This is a genomic window from Arthrobacter sp. AQ5-05 (genome assembly GCF_003287975.1).
Classification (GTDB): Bacteria; Actinomycetota; Actinomycetes; order Actinomycetales; family Micrococcaceae; genus Paeniglutamicibacter.
On the sequence record NZ_QMKQ01000047.1, the window covers coordinates 1 to 19,954 of the forward strand.

General features: G+C 65.4%; 23 protein-coding genes. 11 read left to right on the forward strand and 12 right to left on the reverse strand.

Annotated elements, in window-relative coordinates:
• Positions 1 to 207: 207 nt before the first annotated feature.
• Positions 208 to 516, reverse strand: coding sequence for a hypothetical protein (locus DQ353_RS21880; protein ID WP_181578532.1), 309 nt, complete (start codon positions 514 to 516; stop codon positions 208 to 210).
• 215 nt (positions 517 to 731) lie between these two features.
• Positions 732 to 1,592: a PHP domain-containing protein gene (locus DQ353_RS20305; protein ID WP_113765004.1), complete on the reverse strand. Its 861-nt coding sequence runs from the start codon at positions 1,590 to 1,592 to the stop codon at positions 732 to 734.
• 221 nt (positions 1,593 to 1,813) lie between these two features.
• On the opposite strand from DQ353_RS20305, the gene DQ353_RS20310 reads away from it, so the two are divergent.
• Positions 1,814 to 3,364 carry an aminopeptidase P family protein gene (locus tag DQ353_RS20310; protein ID WP_113765005.1) on the forward strand — a complete coding sequence of 517 codons (1,551 nt, stop codon included), beginning with the start codon at positions 1,814 to 1,816 and terminating at the stop codon, positions 3,362 to 3,364.
• A gap of 188 nt (positions 3,365 to 3,552) precedes the next feature.
• On the opposite strand, the gene DQ353_RS20315 is transcribed toward DQ353_RS20310, so the two are convergent.
• The gene (locus tag DQ353_RS20315; RefSeq protein ID WP_113765006.1) at positions 3,553 to 4,383 is read right to left on the reverse strand and encodes a YflT domain-containing protein; all 831 of its coding nucleotides are present in this window, start codon (positions 4,381 to 4,383) and stop codon (positions 3,553 to 3,555) included.
• A gap of 151 nt (positions 4,384 to 4,534) precedes the next feature.
• On the opposite strand from DQ353_RS20315, the gene DQ353_RS20320 reads away from it, so the two are divergent.
• The 3 genes from DQ353_RS20320 to DQ353_RS20330 are packed head-to-tail and all read left to right on the forward strand — an operon-like array spanning position 4,535 to position 7,594.
• Positions 4,535 to 5,872 carry a magnesium transporter MgtE N-terminal domain-containing protein gene (locus DQ353_RS20320; protein ID WP_286166943.1) on the forward strand — a complete coding sequence of 446 codons (1,338 nt, stop codon included), beginning with the start codon at positions 4,535 to 4,537 and terminating at the stop codon, positions 5,870 to 5,872.
• Positions 5,865 to 6,488, forward strand: coding sequence for a DUF1003 domain-containing protein (locus tag DQ353_RS20325; RefSeq protein ID WP_113765007.1), 624 nt, complete (start codon positions 5,865 to 5,867; stop codon positions 6,486 to 6,488). The genes DQ353_RS20320 and DQ353_RS20325 overlap by 8 nt, the downstream gene beginning before the upstream one ends.
• Positions 6,485 to 7,594 (forward strand): Mrp/NBP35 family ATP-binding protein, encoded by a 1,110-nt coding sequence (locus DQ353_RS20330; protein ID WP_113765008.1) that lies wholly within the window; start codon positions 6,485 to 6,487, stop codon positions 7,592 to 7,594. Before DQ353_RS20325 ends, DQ353_RS20330 begins: the two co-directional genes overlap by 4 nt.
• A 163-nt stretch (positions 7,595 to 7,757) precedes the next feature.
• Here DQ353_RS20330 and DQ353_RS20335 read toward each other — a convergent pair whose 3' ends face one another.
• The 3 genes from DQ353_RS20335 to sigE are packed head-to-tail and all read right to left on the reverse strand — an operon-like array spanning position 7,758 to position 9,710.
• Positions 7,758 to 8,135, reverse strand: coding sequence for a sec-independent translocase (locus DQ353_RS20335; protein ID WP_113765009.1), 378 nt, complete (start codon positions 8,133 to 8,135; stop codon positions 7,758 to 7,760).
• A gap of 42 nt (positions 8,136 to 8,177) precedes the next feature.
• Complete coding sequence (locus DQ353_RS20340) at positions 8,178 to 9,077, reverse strand: zf-HC2 domain-containing protein (protein WP_113765010.1); 900 nt, start codon at positions 9,075 to 9,077, stop codon at positions 8,178 to 8,180.
• 3 nt (positions 9,078 to 9,080) lie between these two features.
• A complete protein-coding gene (gene sigE / locus DQ353_RS20345; protein WP_113765011.1) occupies positions 9,081 to 9,710 on the reverse strand; it encodes an RNA polymerase sigma factor SigE in 630 nt (209 codons plus the stop codon).
• Between the two features lie 220 nt (positions 9,711 to 9,930).
• Here sigE and DQ353_RS20350 point away from each other — a divergent pair, with 220 nt between their 5' ends.
• The gene (locus DQ353_RS20350) at positions 9,931 to 10,566 is read left to right on the forward strand and encodes an O-methyltransferase (RefSeq protein ID WP_113765012.1); all 636 of its coding nucleotides are present in this window, start codon (positions 9,931 to 9,933) and stop codon (positions 10,564 to 10,566) included.
• 132 nt (positions 10,567 to 10,698) lie between these two features.
• Here DQ353_RS20350 and DQ353_RS20355 read toward each other — a convergent pair whose 3' ends face one another.
• The 3 genes from DQ353_RS20355 to DQ353_RS20365 form a co-directional block, all read right to left on the reverse strand.
• On the reverse strand, positions 10,699 to 10,866 hold the full coding sequence (locus DQ353_RS20355) for a DUF3117 domain-containing protein (protein ID WP_007269948.1): 168 nt from the start codon (positions 10,864 to 10,866) through the stop codon (positions 10,699 to 10,701).
• Between the two features lie 111 nt (positions 10,867 to 10,977).
• The gene (locus DQ353_RS20360) at positions 10,978 to 11,325 is read right to left on the reverse strand and encodes a DivIVA domain-containing protein (RefSeq protein WP_113765021.1); all 348 of its coding nucleotides are present in this window, start codon (positions 11,323 to 11,325) and stop codon (positions 10,978 to 10,980) included.
• A gap of 49 nt (positions 11,326 to 11,374) precedes the next feature.
• The gene (locus tag DQ353_RS20365) at positions 11,375 to 12,163 is read right to left on the reverse strand and encodes an LOG family protein (RefSeq protein ID WP_113765013.1); all 789 of its coding nucleotides are present in this window, start codon (positions 12,161 to 12,163) and stop codon (positions 11,375 to 11,377) included.
• Between the two features lie 124 nt (positions 12,164 to 12,287).
• Here DQ353_RS20365 and DQ353_RS20370 point away from each other — a divergent pair, with 124 nt between their 5' ends.
• The 4 genes from DQ353_RS20370 to DQ353_RS20385 all read left to right on the forward strand — a co-directional run bounded on the left by DQ353_RS20370 (position 12,288) and on the right by DQ353_RS20385 (position 15,634).
• The gene (locus tag DQ353_RS20370) at positions 12,288 to 13,064 is read left to right on the forward strand and encodes an amino acid ABC transporter ATP-binding protein (RefSeq protein WP_113765014.1); all 777 of its coding nucleotides are present in this window, start codon (positions 12,288 to 12,290) and stop codon (positions 13,062 to 13,064) included.
• 72 nt (positions 13,065 to 13,136) lie between these two features.
• On the forward strand, positions 13,137 to 13,964 hold the full coding sequence (locus DQ353_RS20375; protein ID WP_113765015.1) for a glutamate ABC transporter substrate-binding protein: 828 nt from the start codon (positions 13,137 to 13,139) through the stop codon (positions 13,962 to 13,964).
• Positions 13,965 to 14,051: 87 nt separating this feature from the next.
• The gene (locus tag DQ353_RS20380; RefSeq protein WP_113765016.1) at positions 14,052 to 14,732 is read left to right on the forward strand and encodes an amino acid ABC transporter permease; all 681 of its coding nucleotides are present in this window, start codon (positions 14,052 to 14,054) and stop codon (positions 14,730 to 14,732) included.
• The gene (locus tag DQ353_RS20385; protein WP_113765017.1) at positions 14,729 to 15,634 is read left to right on the forward strand and encodes an amino acid ABC transporter permease; all 906 of its coding nucleotides are present in this window, start codon (positions 14,729 to 14,731) and stop codon (positions 15,632 to 15,634) included. The genes DQ353_RS20380 and DQ353_RS20385 overlap by 4 nt, the downstream gene beginning before the upstream one ends.
• 126 nt (positions 15,635 to 15,760) lie before the next feature.
• Here the strand turns inward: DQ353_RS20385 and dapE are convergent, their stop codons facing one another.
• Complete coding sequence (gene dapE, locus DQ353_RS20390) at positions 15,761 to 16,912, reverse strand: succinyl-diaminopimelate desuccinylase (RefSeq protein WP_113765018.1); 1,152 nt, start codon at positions 16,910 to 16,912, stop codon at positions 15,761 to 15,763.
• 37 nt (positions 16,913 to 16,949) lie between these two features.
• On the opposite strand from dapE, the gene dapD reads away from it, so the two are divergent.
• Together dapD and DQ353_RS20400 are read left to right on the forward strand one after the other, a co-directional pair.
• Positions 16,950 to 17,912, forward strand: a complete 963-nt coding sequence (dapD, locus tag DQ353_RS20395) for a 2,3,4,5-tetrahydropyridine-2,6-dicarboxylate N-succinyltransferase (protein WP_113765019.1) — start codon at positions 16,950 to 16,952, stop codon at positions 17,910 to 17,912.
• Positions 17,902 to 18,819, forward strand: a complete 918-nt coding sequence (locus DQ353_RS20400; RefSeq protein WP_181578534.1) for a hypothetical protein — start codon at positions 17,902 to 17,904, stop codon at positions 18,817 to 18,819. Before dapD ends, DQ353_RS20400 begins: the two co-directional genes overlap by 11 nt.
• 14 nt (positions 18,820 to 18,833) lie before the next feature.
• On the opposite strand, the gene DQ353_RS20405 is transcribed toward DQ353_RS20400, so the two are convergent.
• Both DQ353_RS20405 and DQ353_RS20410 read right to left on the reverse strand, forming a co-directional pair.
• A complete protein-coding gene (locus DQ353_RS20405) occupies positions 18,834 to 19,376 on the reverse strand; it encodes a hypothetical protein (protein ID WP_220094082.1) in 543 nt (180 codons plus the stop codon).
• 277 nt (positions 19,377 to 19,653) lie between these two features.
• A partial coding sequence (locus tag DQ353_RS20410; protein WP_286166944.1) for a citrate/2-methylcitrate synthase occupies positions 19,654 to 19,954 on the reverse strand: 301 nt, incomplete at its 5' end.

A 19,954-nucleotide genomic window follows, 5' to 3' on the forward strand; every position in this document is an offset into this window, starting at 1 on the left:
GCGCTCTTCATCGCTGAGTTGTGGGGTTCGCATAGCCCAAAATTAACACTGTCGCAGGATACAGGACAGGATTAACGCGCCGGGATCAATCTTTTTTCGGAACCGCTTTTGAACTATGACCGCCATACGTGCGCGCTGGCCAACAAGGGCACAATTATGATCGATTTCGCGTACACGAAATCGAGTATGCATCCGGCGTGGACGCATTCAGAGCGCGCTAAGCCACCCGGTCATCAAGCCGGATAATTGGACTTCGGATATTGGTCGCGGGAGGTCATCCTCACCAACACGACGCCGATTCATGTCCAATATGACGGCGAAATTCATGCCGTCGTGGTCGTGAGTTGCTACGTGAAACCTTGGAACAAAGCTCAACAAAAATATTTCATTCATCAAAGCAACTGAACCGATACTAGCAGGAATGCCATGAGTCCGCTCGCGGGAGAAATAACGATTCAGCAGAATCGCCGCTGAGGGCAACCCGCCGCCCGTTCCGCCGAAGCATTCAGAACCCATGATTAATATTTGATAGCCGCATCAATTACCAATTGTCCATATCGTTTGATATTGATATTTTAGCTACTTCTGGTTCATCGCCAGCCTGGCTCATCGAAACCGCGAAGAATAGACCTGACCGCAACCCGGAATGCAGGGCAAGGGCTCGGATGCGGCACACAAAAAACCCCGCTGCCCGTTCTGGACTGGCAGCGGGGGTGTGCTGAAATGGTCGTTCAGGACAATTCGGGCATGCCCACCGGTGCTGTGCCCGTTCCTGCTTCAAGGATCCTCTGAAGCATCTCCACCGTGGTGGTGTTTTCGCCGAGCCTGTTCGGCTTGCCGGTGCCGTGGTAGTCGGATGACCCGGTAACGATCAAGTCGTGTTCGGCGGCGATGGCCCGCAAATACTCGCGCCCTTCTTCCGGGTTGTCACGGTGGTTGATCTCCAGGCCAAGCAATCCAGCCTCGATCATTTGCTCGAATGTTTCCTCGCCGACCACCCGGCCCCTGGCGGAGGCCACTGGGTGGGCAAACACTGGCACGCCTCCCGCCTCGCGCACGAGTTTGACGGCGGTCACCGGGTCCATGGCGTAATGCCCGACGTAATAGCGCGAACGTGCGGTCAGCACTTGGGCGAAGGCCTCGGTGCGCGTCCTGACAACCCCCGCAGTCACCAATGCGTCGGCAATATGTGGTCGACCAATGGTTGCCCCGGGAGCCGAGTGGCGGGCGATCATGTCCCAGTCCACCGGATAGTCTTCCGCGAGCAACTCCACCATGCGGCGGGCACGGGTGATGCGGGCGTCGCGGGCCTTGTCGATTTCCTCAACCAGCCCCGGATGCGAAGGATCGTGCAGGTAGGACAATAAATGGACGCTGATGCCGAGCTCGGTCTTGCAGGAGATCTCCATCCCGGGGACCAGCCCGATGCCAAGTTCGAGAGCGGCTGCACCGGCTTCCTGCCACCCGGCGGTCTGGTCATGGTCGGTCAAGGCAACCACGTCAAGCCCGGCCGCCTTGGCCGAGGCAACCAAATCGGCGGGAGGCTCCGTCCCGTCTGAAACGTGTGAATGAGCATGAAGGTCGATCCGCATAGCTCTCAGGGTATCCCCTCTCCTGCCGGGCAACGGGCGCGGTCCCCCGGTGTTCGACCCGGGACGGACACCTCCGGAGGCACCATGGGTCGATGCTGTGACTTGGACCGCCACTTGGGAGTTGCCTGATCGGGCCGATTGCAGGGGCCGCGCCAGCACTGGAACCACGCACAGTGCCGGGTGCCTTGGCGTATGCGCCCGGGCTTTGAGACGATTGGTCAATGAGCACTGATGCAACCACCACCACCGGCAGCGACCAGCCCCTCGAAGAGCGCGTGAACAACCGTTCCCAGCGCCCCAACTCCGAGGCCTTCAAGGCATTCATGGCCTCTTCCTGGGCCCCCGACACCGCCGAACTTCCCGAGCAGGACGAAGTGGCACCGTACGCGGCAAAACGCCGCGCTGCGATTTCCGCCCGCTTCCCGGGCGAGCGCCTGGTCATTCCGGCCGGGCCGCACAAGGTCCGTTCCAACGACACCGACTACCGCTTCCGCCCGCACTCGGGCTTCGCCCACCTCACCGGGCTTGGCCTGGACCACGAGCCCGACGCCGTCCTGGTCATGCAGCCAACCGCCGAGGGTTCCGGGGACGAAGGTTCGAACCACGTTTCCACGCTCTTCTTCGCCCCGATGGCCGGACGCGATTCCGAGGAGTTCTATTCCAGCGCCCGAACCGGCGAATTCTGGATCGGCCCGCGTCCGACGCTGGCCCTGTTGCAGGCGCGCCTGGGCCTGCCCACCGCAGACCTCACCGGCCTGGAGTTCGCCATCACCACCGATGCCGGAGTGGTGGAGTTCGGCGGCATGCGCATCCGCCTGCTGCGCGATGTCGATTTGAACTGCGACGCATTGGTCGACACCTCGCGCATCAACACCGGCGTGGACTTGGAAGCATCCGACGCATTGGACGGGGAGCTCACCGAAGCACTGAGTGAGATCCGCCTGGTCAAGGACGCCTGGGAAATCGGCGAGATGAAGAAGTCGGTGGCCGCCACGGTCAACGGTTTCCACGATGTGGTCAAGTCGCTGGACCGCGCCATGGCCCACACACGCGGCGAACGCGTGGTCGAGGGCGCCTTCTTCGCCCGTGCCCGTGAAGAGGGCAACGACCTGGGCTACGACACCATCGCCGCCTCGGGCAACAACGCCACGGTGCTGCACTGGATCAACAACAACGGCACCGTCAACGACGGTGACCTGCTGCTGCTGGACGCCGGTGTCGAAGCCGAATCGCTGTACACCGCCGATGTGACCCGCACGCTTCCGGTGAACGGCGCCTACACCGAGGTGCAGCGCAAGATCTACCAGGCGGTGCTCGACGCGGCGGATGCCGCCTTCGCCGTCGCCAAGCCCGGGTCCAAGTTCCGCGACCTGCACACCGCCGCCGTCACGGTGCTGGCGCAGAACCTCGACGCCTGGGGCCTGCTGCCGGTGTCGCTGGAAGAGGCGCTGTCCCCCGAGGGCCAGCAGCACCGCCGCTGGATGCCGCACGGCACCAGCCACCACCTGGGCCTGGACGTGCACGACTGCGCGCAGGCCAAGGCAGAGCTGTACCTGGACGGCATCCTGGAGGAGGGCATGGTCTTCACCATCGAGCCCGGCTTGTACTTCAAGAACGAGGACCTTGCCGTGCCGGAGGAATACCGCGGCATTGGCGTGCGCATCGAGGACGACGTGCTGGTTACGGCCGACGGATGCGTGAACCTCTCCGCGGCGCTGCCCCGCACCCCGGCCGACGTCGAGGCCTGGATGGCGCAGGTCCGCAAGGGCTAGTTCCGACCGCGGCCCGGCCGACGGCTCCGGGCATGGCAACGGGCATGGCTCCGGGCATGGCAACGGCGGTCCCCACCCTTTCGGGTGAAGGACCGCCGTTGTTGTTTCACGTTGTTGCCCGGCTCCGCCCGTGGCTTTGCGTGCCTCCGGTTCGCGTACCGGATTGGCCGGGTCGCGGCACCATCGTTCTAGGAGTGCTTGCCGTGCTCCGCCTGGTCCTGGGTCTCGGAGCCCGAGCCGTCCAATGCCGGTGCATCGCCGTCACGGGGTGCTTCGGTTTCGGGTTTCGCTTCCGGTTCAGCGACAGGCTCGGAGGCCGGCTCCGGTGCGGGGGCAGCGACGGGCGGGTTGTCCTGGATCCGGATGCCGAACTGCGGGCGCCCGTCGGGCAGATCCGAGTAGCTGCCCGACGACGGAGCGGACGGGACCGTGGGTGCCTCCGGCTGGGCGGGTGCCTGGGCCTGCACCGGAGGCTGGTGCTGGTGTGAGCCGTGGTTGGCGCCGACCCCGGCATCTGCCGCGGTGCGGCTCATCGGCAGCTTGGCGGCCATCGCACGTGCCGCATGAGCGTGGGAGAACGAGACCACCACGTCATAGCTGGTGGCCAGCACCTGGGACTGCGAGGCGAAGTCGCGCTTGCCGCGCCTGAACGAGTAGCTCACCACGCCCACCAGCATCCAGATCGCCATGCCGATGCCCACGGAGGACAGGATCTGCGCCAGCGCGTTGGAGCCCGGGCTGAAGATGGTCAGCACCAGTCCGACGAACACGCCGAACATCGCGCCCTGTGCCGCACCTGCTGCGGCGACCTTCGGGTAGCTGAGCTTGGCGGTGACCCGTTCCACGGACTTGAGGTCGTTGCCCACGATCGTGAGGTTGGCGACGGGGAAGTCGTTGTCGGCCAGGTAGTCGACCACCTTCTGGGCGTCCAGGTAGGTGTTGTAGCGCCCCAAAAGCTCGCCGCGCGGCAGGCCGAGCGAGTTCGGGTTGGACGGGGACGCACCAAGTGGGGAAGACATATAACCATTGTGCACGTTGTGCAGGCAGAAGACCGGGCTTGATCGCTGAAGGTGAAAGCGCAAGCGGCGCGCCGACGTGGTTTGGCGGCGTCGCGCTCAACACATCGACCAAACCGGGTCCGGGTGCAGCGCAGGCAGTAGCCTAGAGAGCGTGAGCAGCAATTCTACGAAGGTCTTCATCGCACGCCTGCTGGGCCTTGACGTCTTTGACCCCCTGGGCGACCGCCTGGGACGGCTGCGCGATGTCGTGGTCATCTCGCGCCTGGCCACCAAGCCCGCCCAATGCGTCGGCGTGGTCGTCGAGGTGCCCGGAAAGCGCCGGGTCTTCGTGCCGATGACCCGCATCCAGGCCATGGAGTCCGGGCAGATCATCTGCACCGGCCTGGTGAACATGCGCCGCTTCGTCCAGCGCGGCGCGGAGATCCTGGTCGCCGCAGAGCTCTTCGACCGGCGCGTGGTGTTCGAGGACGGCAGCGGCAACGCCGTGGTCGAGGACATCGGGCTGGCCCGCGAACGCAACGGGGACTGGATCATCGCCGACTACTACGTCCGGCGCGGCGACCCGGCCTCCGGGCTGCTGGGGCTGCGCCGTGCGCGCGGCGAGCGGCTGCTGGTGCCCTGGGACGCCATCGTGCACACCGCGCTGCACGAGCCGCAGGCCGCCAGCACCTACGTCGCCGCCCACGACGAAATGAAGCCCGCCGACTTCGCCGACGCTTTGCACGAGATGAACCTCAAGCGCCGCGTCGAGGTCGCCTCCGAGCTGCAGGACGAACGCCTTGCCGACGTGCTGCAGGAAATGCCCGACAACGAGCAGGTGCAGATCATCTCCGCCCTGGACATGGAACGCGCCGCGGACGTGCTGGAGGAAATGGACCCGGACGACGCCGCCGACCTGCTCTCCGAGCTTTCCGAGGACACCAAGCACGCACTGCTGGAGCTGATGGAGCCCGAGGACGCGCGCGACGTGCGCCGCCTGCTCGAATACGCCGAGGGCACCGCCGGGTCGATGATGACCCCGGTCCCGGTGATCCTCTCCCCCGAGGCAACCGTCGCCGAGGCCCTGGCCGCGGTGCGCCGCGAGGAACTGAGCCCCGCGCTGGCCTCCACCGTGTTCGTCACCCGTCCCCCGTTGGAGACCCCCACCGGGCGATACCTGGGGGCAGTGCACATCCAGGCGCTGCTGCGCACCCCGCCGCCCGAGTCCCTGGGCAACATCCTGGACTCCGACGTCGAGCCCATCGACGACCTGGCTCAGGTCGCCGAGGTCGCCCGCACCCTGGCCAGCTACAACCTGACCTCGCTGGCCGTGGTGAACGACGACGGACGGCTCGTCGGAGCGGTGACCGTCGATGACGTGCTGGACCACCTGCTGCCCGACGACTGGCGCACCCACGACGACCACCCAGACGGCGCCGCCGTGCATGCCCCGGACACCGAGCTGTCCGGAACCCCGAAACCACCAGTGAACGGAGGGCCCCATGGCTGAGAACCGGAAGGTGTCGACCGGCCTCGACACCCCGATGACCGCGCGCGCCCGCTTCTTCCCGCGCTTCTCCCCGAACCCCGACAGGTTCGGGTCCAGCACCGAGAAATTCGCACGTTTCATGGGCACCCCGCAGTTCCTCTTCTACATGACGATCTTCTGCGTGTTCTGGCTGATCTGGAACACCCTGGCCCCCGAGGGCTGGCGCTTCGACTCCGCCGCGCTGGGCTTCACCGCGCTGACCCTGATGCTCTCGCTGCAGGCCTCCTACGCGGCCCCGCTGCTGCTGCTGGCCCAGAACCGGCAGGACGACCGCGACCGGGTCTCGCTGACCGAGGACCGCGGCCGGGCCGAGCGCAACCTCTCGGACACCGAGTACCTCACCCGCGAGCTCGCCGCGCTGCGCATCGCCCTGCGCGACGTCGCCACCCGCGACTACGTCCGCTCCGAGCTGCGCTCGGCCCTGGAGGACCTGCTGGAAACCAGCGACGGCGAGGAACTGAACCTGCGCGCCCGCAACCCGCGGCGCCGCGACCGCACCTCCACCAACACCGGGCTGATCCCCCAGGTCCCCGCGCCGCGCCGCGAACGGCGCACCCGAAGGAACGACACCCCATGAGCCTTGAACCCCGGCTCGTTGGAGCCCTGGCCACCGTCCAGGACCCCGAGCTGCGCCGCCCCATCACCGAGCTGGGCATGGTCGAATCGGCCGTCCTGGCCGATGGCACCGCACGCGTGAAGGTGCTGCTGACCATCGCCGCCTGCCCGATGCGCTCCACCATCGAGGCCGACGTCACCGCCGCCCTGGCACGCCTGCCCGAGGTCACCGAGGTGAAGCTGGAGCTGGGAGTGATGAGCCCGGCACAGCGGGCCGAGCTGCGCGAGTCGCTGAAAAGCCGCTCCATCCCGTTCTCCGACCCCTCCTCACTGACCCGGGTCATCGGCATCGCCAGCGGCAAGGGCGGGGTCGGCAAGTCCTCGCTGACCGCCAACCTGGCCTGCGCGATGGCCGCCGACGGGCTGCGCGTCGGGCTCATCGACGCCGACGTGCACGGCTTCTCCATCCCCGGGCTGCTGGGCATCCCGGATGCGAAGCCCACCCGCGTTGACGAGATGATCCTTCCGCCGGTGGCCCACGGGGTCAAGGTCATCTCCATCGGCATGTTCGTGCCGGACAACAAGCCGGTGATCTGGCGCGGGCCGATGCTGCACCGGGCACTGGAGCAATTCCTCACCGATGTGCACTTCGGGGACCTGGATGTGCTGCTGCTGGACCTGCCCCCGGGCACCGGTGACATCGCCATCTCCGTCTCCCAGCTGCTCCCCGGCTCCGAGCTGGTGGTGGTCACCACCCCGCAGGCCGCAGCCGCCCAGGTCGCCGAGCGCGCCGGGTCCATTGCGGTGCAGACCGGGCAGAAGGTAGTGGGCGTCATCGAGAACATGAGTTGGCTGGTGTTGCCCGACGGGTCCACCATGGAGGTCTTCGGCGCCGGGGGCGGGGCGGAGCTGGCCAAGCGCCTGGAACTGGTGCTGGGCACCGAGGTTCCGCTGCTGGGACAGGTCGCGCTGGATCCGATGCTGCGGGCCGGGGGCGATGCGGGGGTGCCGCTGGTGCTCTCGCACCCCGAGTCGCCGGCCGCGGCGCAGATCGTTGCCATGTCACGGGCCCTCACCCGCCGCCCACGCGGCCTGGCGGGCCTGAAACTGGGCGTCACCCCGGTCTAGGCACACCGACGCTCCCACCCCGCGCCTGCGCGGGCCGGTCAAGCCTGCACCTACCCGGCGGGCAGCACAAAGGCGGCATCCAGTGGATGCCGCCTTCCTTGTTCAAGTTCCTTGTCCGGAACCCCGATGCGGGAGGCCCCCTTCGGGGGCACGGGCCGTGGGGTCAGGTCGCCTCGTTGTCGAAGGGCGCCGGCTCGAGCGGGGCCAGCGGAGCGCTCCGGGCGATCGCCACCGGACGCTGCTCGATGGCAGGGCTTTGCTTCACCGCGGACACCGCATCCTCGAAGTCCTCGAGCAGCGCGTCCTTGATGATCTTTCGCGGGTCGTATTGGCGCGGGTCGAGCTTGCGCCAGTCCATGTCGGCGATGTCGTCGCCGACTTCCTCGCGCAGCTGTTCCTTGGCGCCGGTGGCCATCCGGCGCAGCTCCTTGACCAGGCGCGCCAGCTGGGCGGCGTATTCCGGGAGCTTTTCGGGTCCCAAGATAACCACGGCCAACACCGCAAGCACGAGCAGTTCACTGCCATTGATTCCCAAAAACACCTTTGTAGACTACCTGCTTTCGAGCGGCGGTGAGGCCATTTGCTATTGGAAGTCCAAAACCATGAGGCGGGAAAAGCCGCGCAGCAGACGTTGGGAGAAATTCTCGGCCGCCGGGTCCAGGGACACGATGCGCGTGTGCTCCCCCACGACCAGCCGCTGCAGGATCCCTTCCACGTCTGACTTGGAAAGGTTCGTGGTGACCTTGTACTTGACGTCTTCCATGTTCAACGTGGCGGTTCCATCAGCATACGTGACCGCGGCCGCGGCCTTGGCGCCCAGTCGGTGCCCCAGCTCGGTGAGCATGCCCGAGGTCGGGTCGGTGGTGGCCCCGGCCGCCACGGACTTCTGCAGCAATGCGGCCGGGCTGCCGGAAAGGGCACGGGTCTCGGCCACCTGCACGGTGTGCTGGCTGTCGCTCAGCACCAGGGTCACGGTCGCCTCGCCCTTGTTCAGCGTCCCGGTGGCGGAGGTGAGGGTGAACCCCGCGGCTTCGATCACCGGGCAGGTCCAGCCGGCCTGGCGCAATTGGTTGATGGCTTCGGCATCCAGGTTGCGGGCCGAGGCGCTGAAGGATTCGGCCGGATCATGCTCCGGTGCGCCCTGGGCGGCAGGTGCGCCGAGGAACCATGACATCGCGGCGATCGTGCCCACCAGGGCGAAAACCATCAGCAGCACGGCCATGGGCACGAAGGAGCCGGCACGGCGGGATCCGGCCTCGCGTTCGCGCGGCAGCGAGTAATGGGTGCCCAGCAGGGTTTGGGCATTCAACGGGCCCAGCGGACGGGGCACCGACGCGGGTCCGCGCGATCCGACGCGCCGGGCATGCCCCAGCGCCGCCGAACACTGCGCGCAATGCCGCACATGCCGTTCCAATGCCTGCGCGCGGCGCCCGTCCAGGGAGCCGGCGGCGTATTCACCCATCCAACGTTCGTAACGATGCATGCCTTAGCGCACTCCCGGGATCGTCCGCCGAATCTTGGGCAACGTCATCGTTGCAGGCTGCCTGGCGGCGGGGTTGCGGTGGGCCAGCTTCTCACGGAGCATTCCCCGCCCGCGGTGGATGCGTGAACGCACCGTGCCAAGCTTCACGTTCAGCGCCTCGGAGACCTCCTCGTAGGACAGGCCTTCCAGGTCGCACAGGACCACGGCCGCCCGGAATTCGGGGCTCAGCGCTTCGAGCGCCGCCTGCACGTCGACATCCAGGTTGTTGTATTCAAAACTGCGTTCCGGGCCCGGTGCGGTCCCGGGGATCTTGGCTTCCGCGTCCTCGGCCAGTCCGTCAAAGCGGATCCGGGACTTGCGGCGGGCCTGGTCCAGGAACAGGTTCGTGGTGATGCGGTGGAGCCAGCCGCCAATGGTGCCGGGGGTGAAGGTGTGCAGGGAGCGGAAGACCCTGACAAAGGTCTCCTGGGCCAGGTCCTCGGCGTCCTGCCGGTTGCCGGTCAGCCGGTAGGCCAGGCGGTATACCCGCGGCGAATGGTCCCTGACGATTTCGTCCCAGCTGGGCACCGTGTGCTCCGCAGGCTCCTCAAGGGAGCGTACGTCGCTGGTCACGGACAAATTCGATGCGTTCACGACAACAAGTCTCGCGCAGGCTCCTGAGCAGAAGCTGAAAGCGGCCTGTGCCCCCACTTTGGTTTGGCGCCCCGGCACGGTCACCCGCACGGGGATAACCGCACGGGGATAAGATGGGCGCAGGGCTTTCCCTCCGACGCGATCGGTTCCGCTGCCGGTCGCCGGGCGAGCCGCCCGCTCATCTAACACTCTTGCACCGCAAAGGACTTGCTGCACAACCATGAACCTGGACATCTTTAGCAGCTGGACATACGCACAGGCCCAGACCCAGGAGGATGCGGTGCTCGAGCGGGCCCGCGAACGCGGACGCGAGCTGGGGGTCGAATCGGTGGGTTCGGCCACCGCCGGGTTCCTCACGGTCCTGGCCGCCGTCTCCGGGGCCCGGAACATCGTGGAAATCGGGACGGGAGTCGGTGTGTCGGGCACCAGCCTGCTGCGCGGCGCGGGAAAGCAGTCCGCATTGACCACCATCGACATCGATGTCGACCACCTGGCCGCGGCCCGCGAGGCATTCCATGATGCGGGCATCGACGGTTCGCGCACCCGCGCCATTTCCGGCCGAGCCCAAGCCGTACTGCCCAGGCTCACCGACGGAGCCTACGACCTGGTGTTCATCGACGCCGACAAGACGCATCTGCTCGAGTACGTCACCCAGGCCATTCGCCTGGTCAAGACCGGCGGGATGGTCATCATGCACGACGCCTTCGACCAACATCGCGTCCCCAAGCCGGCCGTGCGCCAGCCCAGCACCGTGGCCACGCGCAATGCGACCCGCATGCTGCGTGAGGATGAACGATTCGTCTCCACACTGGTCCCCACGGGACTGGGCCTGCAGATCGCGGCCCGCGTGGGCTAGCTTGACCCCCTGCGGCCTGAAGCGCCACCTGGTTCCATCATCGCCGGGCTGCGTCCGCCCCATGGCACACCGCGGGGCGGGCACCTGGCCTCACTGGCCAAGTCCCGCCCCGCGGCATTTCGACACCGAGTACTACTCGGTGGCACCAACCAAGCATTCGCGCAGCTCGGCGGCCTCGTCGGCATTCAGCTCGACAACCAGACGTCCGCCACCGTCAATCGGTACGCGCATGATCAGGCTACGGCCTTCCTTTGTGACTTCCATCGGACCATCCCCGGTACGTGGTTTCATCGCAGCCATTAGCGCTGTTCCCTTTCATTTGAGGTAAAGGGGTTTAATGCCCTTCACCCAGTGGTGAGTTAATCGGCGAATCAAGACGTTAGTGATCCGCTTTCAACTTGCTACGTCCTATTATTCCGAAGAAAGGCTCGTGTTGCTAATCACAGGGTCTTTTCCGTGTGCCGCGATGACCTCATGCAACCTGCCAATCTCGACCGAAAGCGCATCGAGGACCTCGTCGACTTGATCGCAGCGGTACCCACGCAGGCCCAACGAGAAATTCACCGAGTCGACGTCCTCGGCGCTTGGCCGCGCGGGAAGGAGCACCGGCGGCAAACTGGCAACGGGCTCCACCAGCCCTTGGAGCGGACCACGAATCGGTTCGAAACGGCGTCCGTCCTGGCTGGTGCGACTGCGTTTGGTACCAACTCCGAGGCACACCCCGGCACCGAGCACTACGATGGCGACCACCAGCAACATGTACACCAACCTTGGACTCCTTCGGTGTGGGGAATGAACCTGTCGGGTTCTATTCGGCAGCAATAAACCCATTGGGGCGGGCGGAATTGACCACGATATCCACGGCTTCTTCGATATCGTCGGTGATGTGGATCAAGTCAATGTCCGAAACCGATATTGCGCCCTCTTCGGCAACGGTGTTTCTCAGCCATTCCAGAAGCGGACCCCAATAGGATGTGCCCACCAAAACAATCGGGAATCCCGTGACCTTTTCCGTTTGGACCAGGGTCAGAGCCTCGAAGAGTTCATCCAACGTTCCGTAGCCGCCGGGCAGGACGATGAATCCTTGCGAGTACTTGACGAACATCGTCTTTCTGGCAAAGAAATACCGGAAATTGATTCCAAGGTCCACCCACTCGTTGAGACCGGTTTCGAAGGGGAGCTCGATGCCCAATCCGACGGAGATCCCACCGGCAGCCACGGCGCCCTTGTTCGCGGCTTCCATGGCCCCGGGACCACCGCCGGTGATCACTGCCACCCCGGCGGCAGCAATGAGTTCGCCGATCTTCTCGGCCTGGATGTACCGTTCGGATCCACGCGACGTGCGGGCTGAACCGAACACACTGATCGCCGGCCCCAACCCGGCAAGCGCGCCGAACCCCTCAACGAATTCGCTCTGGATGCGGAGCACCCGCCAAGGATCGGAATGGGTGAAATCCTGGTTTTCGCGAGTATCAAGCAAGTAGGCGTCGGATTGCTCGGTTTTAGCCTGCGCCCGGCGCAAGACAACCGAGCCCTTCCTGCGTGCGGGATCCGGAAGGGAATCGAAGTTCTTGGATTGCGAATTCTGGCGTTGCATGCCCCCCACTGTATCGGCAATACCCGTTCCCACTGGCCGCGTCACGGCGCGTTAAGGCAAAGATTTGGCATCGACTGGCCAAAATGTCGCCGTGAAGCGTGTCACTTCGGATAGGGTTCATGTCATGAGCACCGATTCCCACTCGAATAGCGCTAAGTCGGACCTGACTCCCATCGTCAGGCTATCCGCAGTGAACAAGCACTATGGCCAACTCCATGTTCTGCAGAACATCAACCTTGAAGTCACCAAGGGTGAGGTCGTCGTGGTTCTGGGCCCCTCGGGCTCGGGCAAATCGACCCTATGCCGCACCATCAACCGCCTGGAAACCATCGACACCGGAACCATTGAGATCGATGGAAAGGTGTTGCCAGAAGAAGGGAAAATGCTGGCCAAACTCCGTGCCGATGTCGGCATGGTTTTCCAGTCGTTCAACCTTTTTGCACACAAGACGATTTTGGAGAACGTAACCCTCGGCCCGATCAAGGCAAAGGGGATGAAGAAATCCGAAGCCGACAAGCTCGCCCTCACCCTCCTGGAGCGCGTTGGCGTTGCAAACCAGAAGGACAAGCTTCCGGCGCAGCTCTCCGGCGGCCAGCAGCAACGCGTAGCCATCGCCCGCGCCCTGGCCATGCGTCCGAAGGTCATGCTCTTTGACGAGCCGACCTCCGCATTGGACCCGGAAATGATCAACGAGGTACTCGACACCATGGTCGGCCTGGCCAAGGAAGGCATGACCATGATCGTGGTGACCCACGAGATGGGCTTCGCCCGCAAGGCCGCCGACCGCGTGATATTCATGGCAGACGGCCAGATCGTTGAAGAAGCGACGCCCGACCAGTTCTTTACCAACCCCCAGAGTGCCCGCGCCAAGGACTTCCTCGGCAAGCTCATCACGAACTAGGGCCACCCACGGACATTTCGTGCTCGATGGATGAGAAACTCGCTCTCATCCTTGACCAAACAAGGAGAAACGATGCGTAAGTCTCGCATTTCAGCAATAGCAGCAATGGCCGCGGCCGCGGCGCTGGCACTGACCGGCTGCGGCGGTTCCGGCGGAGATACCGGCGGCGGCGACACCGTCAAGATCGGCATCAAGTTCGACCAGCCGGGCCTCGGGTTCAAGGACGGCGACAAATACACCGGCTTCGACGTTGATGTCGCCAAGTACGTTGCCAACGAGCTTGGCTTCAAGGAAGACAAGATCGAATGGATCTCCGCACCGTCGGCGAACCGCGAAACCCTGTTGGAGACCAAGCAGGTTGACATGATTTTCGCAACCTACTCGATCACCGATGCCCGCAAGGAGCGCGTGGCCTTCGCCGGCCCGTACTTCGTTGCAGGCCAGGATCTGCTGGTCCGCCAGGACGACACGTCCATCACCGGACCGGACACCTTGAAGGGCAAGAAGCTTTGCTCGGTGACCGGTTCGACCTCGGCCAAGAAGGTCTCCGATTCCTACCCCGGTGTCGCACTCGTTGAGCAGGGCGGCTACGCCGACTGCCTCGGTCTGCTGGAAACCGGCGGCATCGACGCCGTCACCACCGATGACATCATCCTCGCCGGCCTGGCAGCAACCCCCGCAAACAAGGGCAAGTTCAAGGTCGTTGGCAACACCTTCTCCGAGGAGAAGTACGGAGTTGGCCTGAACAAGGAAAACACCACCTGCGCCGACGTCAACAAGGCCATCACGAAAATGATCGATTCCGGTGAATGGGAGAAGTCGCTCAAGGCCAACACCGAGGGCACCGGCTACACCCCGAATGCCAAGCTGAACCCTCCGACGCCTGAGCCCTGCGCCTAGTCGTTGACTGTATCTTCATCGGACCCATCCGGCACGAGATCCGTGCCGGGTGGGTCCTCCACCAACCGCACCCTAAAGGAGTAAGCCGTGCAAGGCTACCTTTCCCTATGGGATGAATACGGCGGACAAATGATGTCCGCCTTCTGGGGCAACCTGCAGCTGACATTTTGGGCAGCCATCGGGTCGTTGGTCCTGGGCACGATCCTGGCACTGATGCGTATTTCGCCGGTGCCAAGCTTCCGTGCATTCGGGACCTCATACGTGAACATCTTCCGAAACACCCCGCTGACCATCATCATGACCTTTGGCGTGCTGGTGCTCTTCGGCGTTTTCAAGGTCCAGTTCAGCTCGGATTTCAACCTCAACTTCTTCCAGATCGCCATCGTTGGCTTGACGATCTACCACTCGGCGTTCGTCTGTGAAGCCATCCGTTCCGGCGTCAACACCGTGCCCTTGGGGCAGGCGGAAGCGGCACGGGCCATCGGACTGAGCTTCCTTCCGGCCGCCCGCATGATCATCTTGCCGCAGGCCTTCCGTGGGGCCATTGCCCCGCTGGGCAACGTGCTGATCGCCTTGATCAAGAACACCACGGTCGCGGTGGCCGGATCGGTGGCCGAGATCTCCGGACTCATGAAGACCATGCTTGAGTTCCGCGCAGATGTCGGAATCCTGATCTTCCTCACCATCGCCGTGTTCTTCGTGATCGTTGTGATCCCCGTCGGAGTGCTGACCACCTACCTATCCAAGAAGTTGGCGGTGGCACGATGAAAGTCTCCGAATCGGTCCTTTTCGACGCCCCGGGCCCCAAGGCCCGTCGCCGCGTCGTCATCGTCAACATCATTGGCCTGTTGATTGCCCTCGCCCTGGTCTACTACCTCTACAAGGTCATGAACGACGCCGGGCAGCTGGCTCCTGAAAAGTGGGCGGTGTTCGGCAAGGGCTCCATCTGGGAGAACTACCTGATCCCGGGCCTGCTTAACACCCTCAGGGCGGCAGCCGTCGCCATCGTCACCTCGATGCTCTTCGGGTTCATCTTCGGCATCGGGCGCCTGTCCACCAACAAGGTCATCAACTGGATCAGCTCGATCGTCGTGGAATTCTTCCGCGCCGTCCCGGTGCTGCTGATGATGATCTTCCTGTGGATCATCCTGGCCCGCTCCGGGATCGTGGCTCCGAGCGATGCACCGTTCGTCGCAGTGGTCGTGGGACTGACCCTGTACAACGGCTCGGTGGTTGCCGAGCTGATACGTTCCGGCGTCTTCGGCCTGCCCAAGGGCCAGCGCGAGGCCGGCATCGCCATCGGCCTGACACGCGGGCAGTCGCTGCGCAACATCGAGATCCCGCAGGCGCTCATTGCGATGCTGCCGGCGCTGATCGGCCAGTTCGTGGTCATCTTGAAGGACTCCGCCTTGGGCTACATCATCAATTTCAACGAACTGCTCTTCAACGGCAAGCTCATCGGCACCGGCAACGCGAACGTGCTGCAGGCGCTGGTGGTTGTGGCTGTCATCTTCATCCTGATCAACTTCGGACTCTCGAAGTTGGCCACCGTGGTGGCGGGGCGGCTCAGCAGCCGCGGCATCAGTGCCGGCAAGCCGCTGGACCCAGCGGTGCCCGTTGTGGTCGCCGATTTGAACACCACGGTCCCGGGCGGCAACCCCAAGGGCTGATCCCCGTTATCCGGGCGCCGCTCCTGAGCGCAACGGCCAAGGGCCGGGCAGCAGTCGACCTCGTATTCCACGAGGCCCGGACTGCCGCCCGGCCCTTTTGCCTGTGCACCCCTGCGGACGCTTCCGCTATGGCCCTTCGCCGGTGGCCGGTTTCCCGCCCAACCAGAGGTTCAGTGCGGCCAGGCACTCGTGGATGGCCGCGCGGGTGACGTGTTCGTCGTCGGAATGCGCCAGCAGCGCATCGCCCGGGCCGAAATTCACCGCGGGAATCCCCAGCTCGGAGAAGCGGGCGACGTCGGTCCACCCGAACTTCGGCTTCGGTTCCCGACCCACGGCCGCCACGAAGGAGGCCGCCGCCGGGTGCTGCAGCCCGGGCCGCGCGCCGGGAGCGCCATCGGTGCGGATGATCTCGAAGTCCTTGAACAGCTCGAACACGTGGGCCTCGGCGGCCGCCACGTCCTTGTCCGGGGCGAAGCGGTAGTTGACCTCGACCTCGCAGAAGTCCGGGATCACGTTCCCGGCGATGCCCCCGGTGATGCGCACGGCGTTGAGCGACTCGCGGTAGGCCAGCCCGTCCACGTCCACGGTCCTGGGGCCGTAGTCGGCCAGGATGCGCAGGATGGGCGCCGCGGCGTGGATGGCGTTCTCGCCCATCCAGGCGCGGGCCGAGTGGGCCGCGACGCCGCGGGTGCGCACCTTGTAGCGGCTGGTGCCGTTGCAGCCGCCCTCCACCGTCCCGTGGGTGGGCTCGAGCAGGATCGCGAAGTCCCCGGCCAGCAGCTCGGGGCTGTTGCGGAAGAGCCGGCCCAGGCCCGACTTGGAGCCCTCGACCTCTTCGTGGTCGTAGAAGATGAAGGTCACGTCCCGGTTGGGGTTCTCCAGGGTGGCCGCCAACGCCAACTGGACAGCGACCCCGCCCTTCATGTCGGTGGCCCCGCGCCCGTAGAGCGTCTCGCCCTCCCAGCTGACCGGCACGGTTCCCCTCGCCCCGGGCGTGGTGGGCAGCGGCACGGTGTCCAGGTGCCCGGCCAGCACCACCCGCTCCGGGCGCCCGAGCATGGTGCGGGCCACGATCGCGTCCCCGTCCCGGTGCAGCACCAGGTGCGGGAAATGGCGCAGGGCCGATTCGATGGCGTCGGCCAGCGGTCCCTCGTTGCCGGAAACCGACTCGATGTCCATCAGGCGGGCGGTCAAGTCGGCCACGTCCCCCCGCAGGTCCAATTCGAAGGGGGCGGCGGGGCGGATGGCGGAAGCGGGGCTGGGTTTGCTGTGCACAATCCAAGATTAGTACCGGCGCCCGCGCTAGGATTGATTCATGACTCCGGTAGACACCAGACTGACGCATGCTTCCACACAGGACCTCAGGATCGCCTCGGCCCACGGCCTGGCCACCTACGCATCCGACGGCGCGGTGCTGGACGTCTGGTTCCCCCATCCGGTGCTGGCAGTCCTCGAGGACGCCGCGCAGGTCTCCGGCGACCTCGCCGCCGCCGCCCGCGACGACAAGGAGCGCGGCACCACCCAGTCGGTCATCGCGTTGGAGATCAACCTCGATGTGGCCCCCGCGGACGCACCCGATGTCTGGCTGCGCCTGCACCTGCTCTCCCACCGCCTGGTGGCGCCGAACAACGTCAACCTCGACGGGGCCTTCGGCTTGCTGCAAAACGTCGTGTGGACCAACTTCGGGCCCTGCGCCGTGGGCAACTTCGAAACCACCCGCCTGAGGCTGCGCTCCCGCGGAACGCTGACGGTCTACGGGGTGGACAAGTTCCCCCGAATGCTCGACTACGTCGTGCCCACCGGCGTGCGCATCGCCGACGGCGGGCGGGTGCGCCTGGGCGCGCACTTGGCCGAGGGCACCACCGTCATGCACGAGGGATTTGTGAACTTCAACGCCGGCACCCTGGGCCACTCCATGGTCGAGGGGCGCATCTCCTCCTCGGTCGTGGTCGGCGACGGATCGGACGTGGGCGGCGGCGCCTCGATCATGGGCACGCTCTCCGGCGGCGGCAAGCAGCGCATCACCATCGGCCAGCGCGTGCTGCTGGGCGCCAACTCGGGCGTGGGCATCTCCATCGGCGACGACTCGGTGGTCGAGGCCGGCCTGTACGTCACCGCCGGAACCCGCGTCCAACTCGGAGACAGCGTGGTCAAGGCCGTGGAACTCTCAGGTGTGCCCAACCTGCTCTTCCGCCGCAACTCGATTTCCGGGGCCGTGGAGGCGCTGCCGCGCGCGGGCCAACACGTTGAATTGAACAGCATCCTGCATGCCAATTGATGCACACCAACGCGTGCTCTCGCTGGGCTCGGGGCAGGTGCAGGAGCAGCACGGACGGCACCGCGGGCCGCGCCGCTGGGGCCGCACGCTGCTCGCGTTGACCCTGGCCATCGGGCTGATTGGCGGCGGGCTCTACGCGGCGGTGAACTTCATCGGACTGGACACCGCGGCGGTGCGGCAAAAATGCACCGCGCTGGTGGGTTCGACGCTGCACACCCTGGGCCCGGACCAGGCCTCGAACGCGGCACTGATCGCCGCGGTGGCCACCCGGCGCGGAATGCCCACGCGGGCCGCGACCATCGGCATCGCCACCTCCCTGCAGGAATCCAAGCTCACCAACATCGACTACGGCGACAACGCCGGACCCGATTCCCGGGGCCTGTTCCAGCAGCGACCCTCGATGGGCTGGGGCACCGAAGCCCAGGTCATGGACCCGCTGTACGCGGCCAACCGCTTCTTCCAGGAGCTGGAGACGTTCGACTACGGCTCCATGTCGCTCACCGACGCCGCGCAGCGCGTGCAGCGCTCGGGCTTCCCGCTGGCCTACGCCCCGCACGAGGAGAAGGCGGCGGCCTTCGCCTCGGCACTGACCGGGGCCTCGCCCTCGACACTGAATTGCACGCTGCGCCCGGCCGAAGGCGCCGGGTCGGCCCGGGACGTGGCCGCGGACCTCAAGGCGGCCACGGGCAAGTCGGCGCAGGTGCTGGGCGGGAACCGGGTGCGGATCCCGGTGCGCGGGAAGCAGGGCTGGGCCATCGCCCAATGGGCCGTGGCCAACGCGGACAAGCAGCACACCGAGTCGGTCTCCTACGCCGGGCTGGTGTGGAACCGCTCCGAGGGCCACTGGGTGCCCGCGGCAACCAGCGACGGGTATGTCGTGGTTTCCCTGGCCGGCACCGGAAAATAGCTTCTGCCCGGGAGCTAGGTCAACATGTCGATGATCGGCTGCAGGTAGCTGCGGAAGAGCGTCGCATCGCGCATCAGGTCCTGGCTGAGGATCACGGTGTCCGGCTCCACGAACCAGGCGCGGCGTTCGGCCAGCGGCAACTCCACCAGCTTCAGGTGCAGGTCGGACACATTCTTCCCTTCGAGCTCGCGCTCGGCAAAGAGCTGCGCCACCAACGCCAGGCGCTCCTTGGTGTTGTCCAGGCAGAACTCCTGGTACTCCCCCAGGCGGTTCTGCGTCCAAGTGTAGGCGTTGCCGTAGTGGGCACGCAGCAGGTGCTGCAGGCTCGGCGAATCGGAGAAGTCCGCGAAATCCGGCTCCGCATGGATGTCGATGGCCGGGTGGGTGTTGGAAATGATGCTCTCCCACCAGCTCTGCCACTCCTGGCGAAGTTCCCCGGCCGAATGGTCCGCCAGTTCACTCGCTGCAGCGGGTTTGACCTTGGGGGTCAGCGGAGCCAGGCACGGCGTTCCAAGCGGTTCGATGGCCGCCAGGTCCCGAAAGTACAGTGCCAGCATCATCTCCTTGTGGGTATCAGCCGAAACCTTCCAACCGGATCCAGAATCCTGCACCATTCGGGCACACTCGTTTCTTTCCATTCCCTCGCCTATCTCAAGGATAAGCCCGAAACCGCACAATTGGCCCGAAACCCGGGGACCGGGCAGCCGCCCCGCGGCACGGCAAGAGGGGGCCGGCGTCGTGGAAGGATATGTCCTTCCACGACACCGGCCCCCTCGGGATCGCTGTCGTGCGCCTCGACCCGCGGATGCCATGACCCGCGGGAAGCCTGGCGGCTTAGCGGTTCGGGTAGTTGCGTTCGGTTTCGCCGACGAAGAGCTGGCGCGGACGGCCGATCTTCATTTCCGGGTCCTGCAGCATTTCGCGGTACTGGGCAATCCAGCCCGGCAGGCGGCCGATGGCGAAGAGGACGGTGAACATCTTCTCCGGGAAGCCCATGGCCTTGTAGATCAGGCCCGTGTAGAAGTCCACGTTCGGGTAGAGCTTGCGCGAGATGAAGTAATCGTCGCTGAGCGCGCGCTCTTCCAGGGACATGGCGATGTCCAGCAGTTCGTCATTGCCGCCGAGCTTGTTGAGG

What these genes read in the sequence shown, in the direction of transcription:
- dapD (WP_113765019.1), top strand. Translation starts at nt 16,950, where the DNA reads ATGACTCCGGTAGACACCAGACTGACGCATGCTTCCACACAGGACCTC.
- DQ353_RS20305 (WP_113765004.1), bottom strand. Translation starts at nt 1,592, where the DNA reads ATGCGGATCGACCTTCATGCTCATTCACACGTTTCAGACGGGACGGAG.
- DQ353_RS20355 (WP_007269948.1), bottom strand. Translation starts at nt 10,866, where the DNA reads ATGGCTGCGATGAAACCACGTACCGGGGATGGTCCGATGGAAGTCACA.
- DQ353_RS20365 (WP_113765013.1), bottom strand. Translation starts at nt 12,163, where the DNA reads ATGCAACGCCAGAATTCGCAATCCAAGAACTTCGATTCCCTTCCGGAT.
- DQ353_RS20385 (WP_113765017.1), top strand. Translation starts at nt 14,729, where the DNA reads ATGAAAGTCTCCGAATCGGTCCTTTTCGACGCCCCGGGCCCCAAGGCC.
- DQ353_RS20405 (WP_220094082.1), bottom strand. Translation starts at nt 19,376, where the DNA reads ATGCTGGCACTGTACTTTCGGGACCTGGCGGCCATCGAACCGCTTGGA.
- DQ353_RS20400 (WP_181578534.1), top strand. Translation starts at nt 17,902, where the DNA reads ATGCCAATTGATGCACACCAACGCGTGCTCTCGCTGGGCTCGGGGCAG.
- DQ353_RS20330 (WP_113765008.1), top strand. Translation starts at nt 6,485, where the DNA reads ATGAGCCTTGAACCCCGGCTCGTTGGAGCCCTGGCCACCGTCCAGGAC.
- DQ353_RS20370 (WP_113765014.1), top strand. Translation starts at nt 12,288, where the DNA reads ATGAGCACCGATTCCCACTCGAATAGCGCTAAGTCGGACCTGACTCCC.
- DQ353_RS20315 (WP_113765006.1), bottom strand. Translation starts at nt 4,383, where the DNA reads ATGTCTTCCCCACTTGGTGCGTCCCCGTCCAACCCGAACTCGCTCGGC.
- DQ353_RS20310 (WP_113765005.1), top strand. Translation starts at nt 1,814, where the DNA reads ATGAGCACTGATGCAACCACCACCACCGGCAGCGACCAGCCCCTCGAA.
- DQ353_RS20360 (WP_113765021.1), bottom strand. Translation starts at nt 11,325, where the DNA reads ATGTTGCTGGTGGTCGCCATCGTAGTGCTCGGTGCCGGGGTGTGCCTC.
- DQ353_RS20325 (WP_113765007.1), top strand. Translation starts at nt 5,865, where the DNA reads ATGGCTGAGAACCGGAAGGTGTCGACCGGCCTCGACACCCCGATGACC.
- DQ353_RS21880 (WP_181578532.1), bottom strand. Translation starts at nt 516, where the DNA reads ATGGGTTCTGAATGCTTCGGCGGAACGGGCGGCGGGTTGCCCTCAGCG.
- DQ353_RS20375 (WP_113765015.1), top strand. Translation starts at nt 13,137, where the DNA reads ATGCGTAAGTCTCGCATTTCAGCAATAGCAGCAATGGCCGCGGCCGCG.
- DQ353_RS20340 (WP_113765010.1), bottom strand. Translation starts at nt 9,077, where the DNA reads ATGCATCGTTACGAACGTTGGATGGGTGAATACGCCGCCGGCTCCCTG.
- DQ353_RS20350 (WP_113765012.1), top strand. Translation starts at nt 9,931, where the DNA reads ATGAACCTGGACATCTTTAGCAGCTGGACATACGCACAGGCCCAGACC.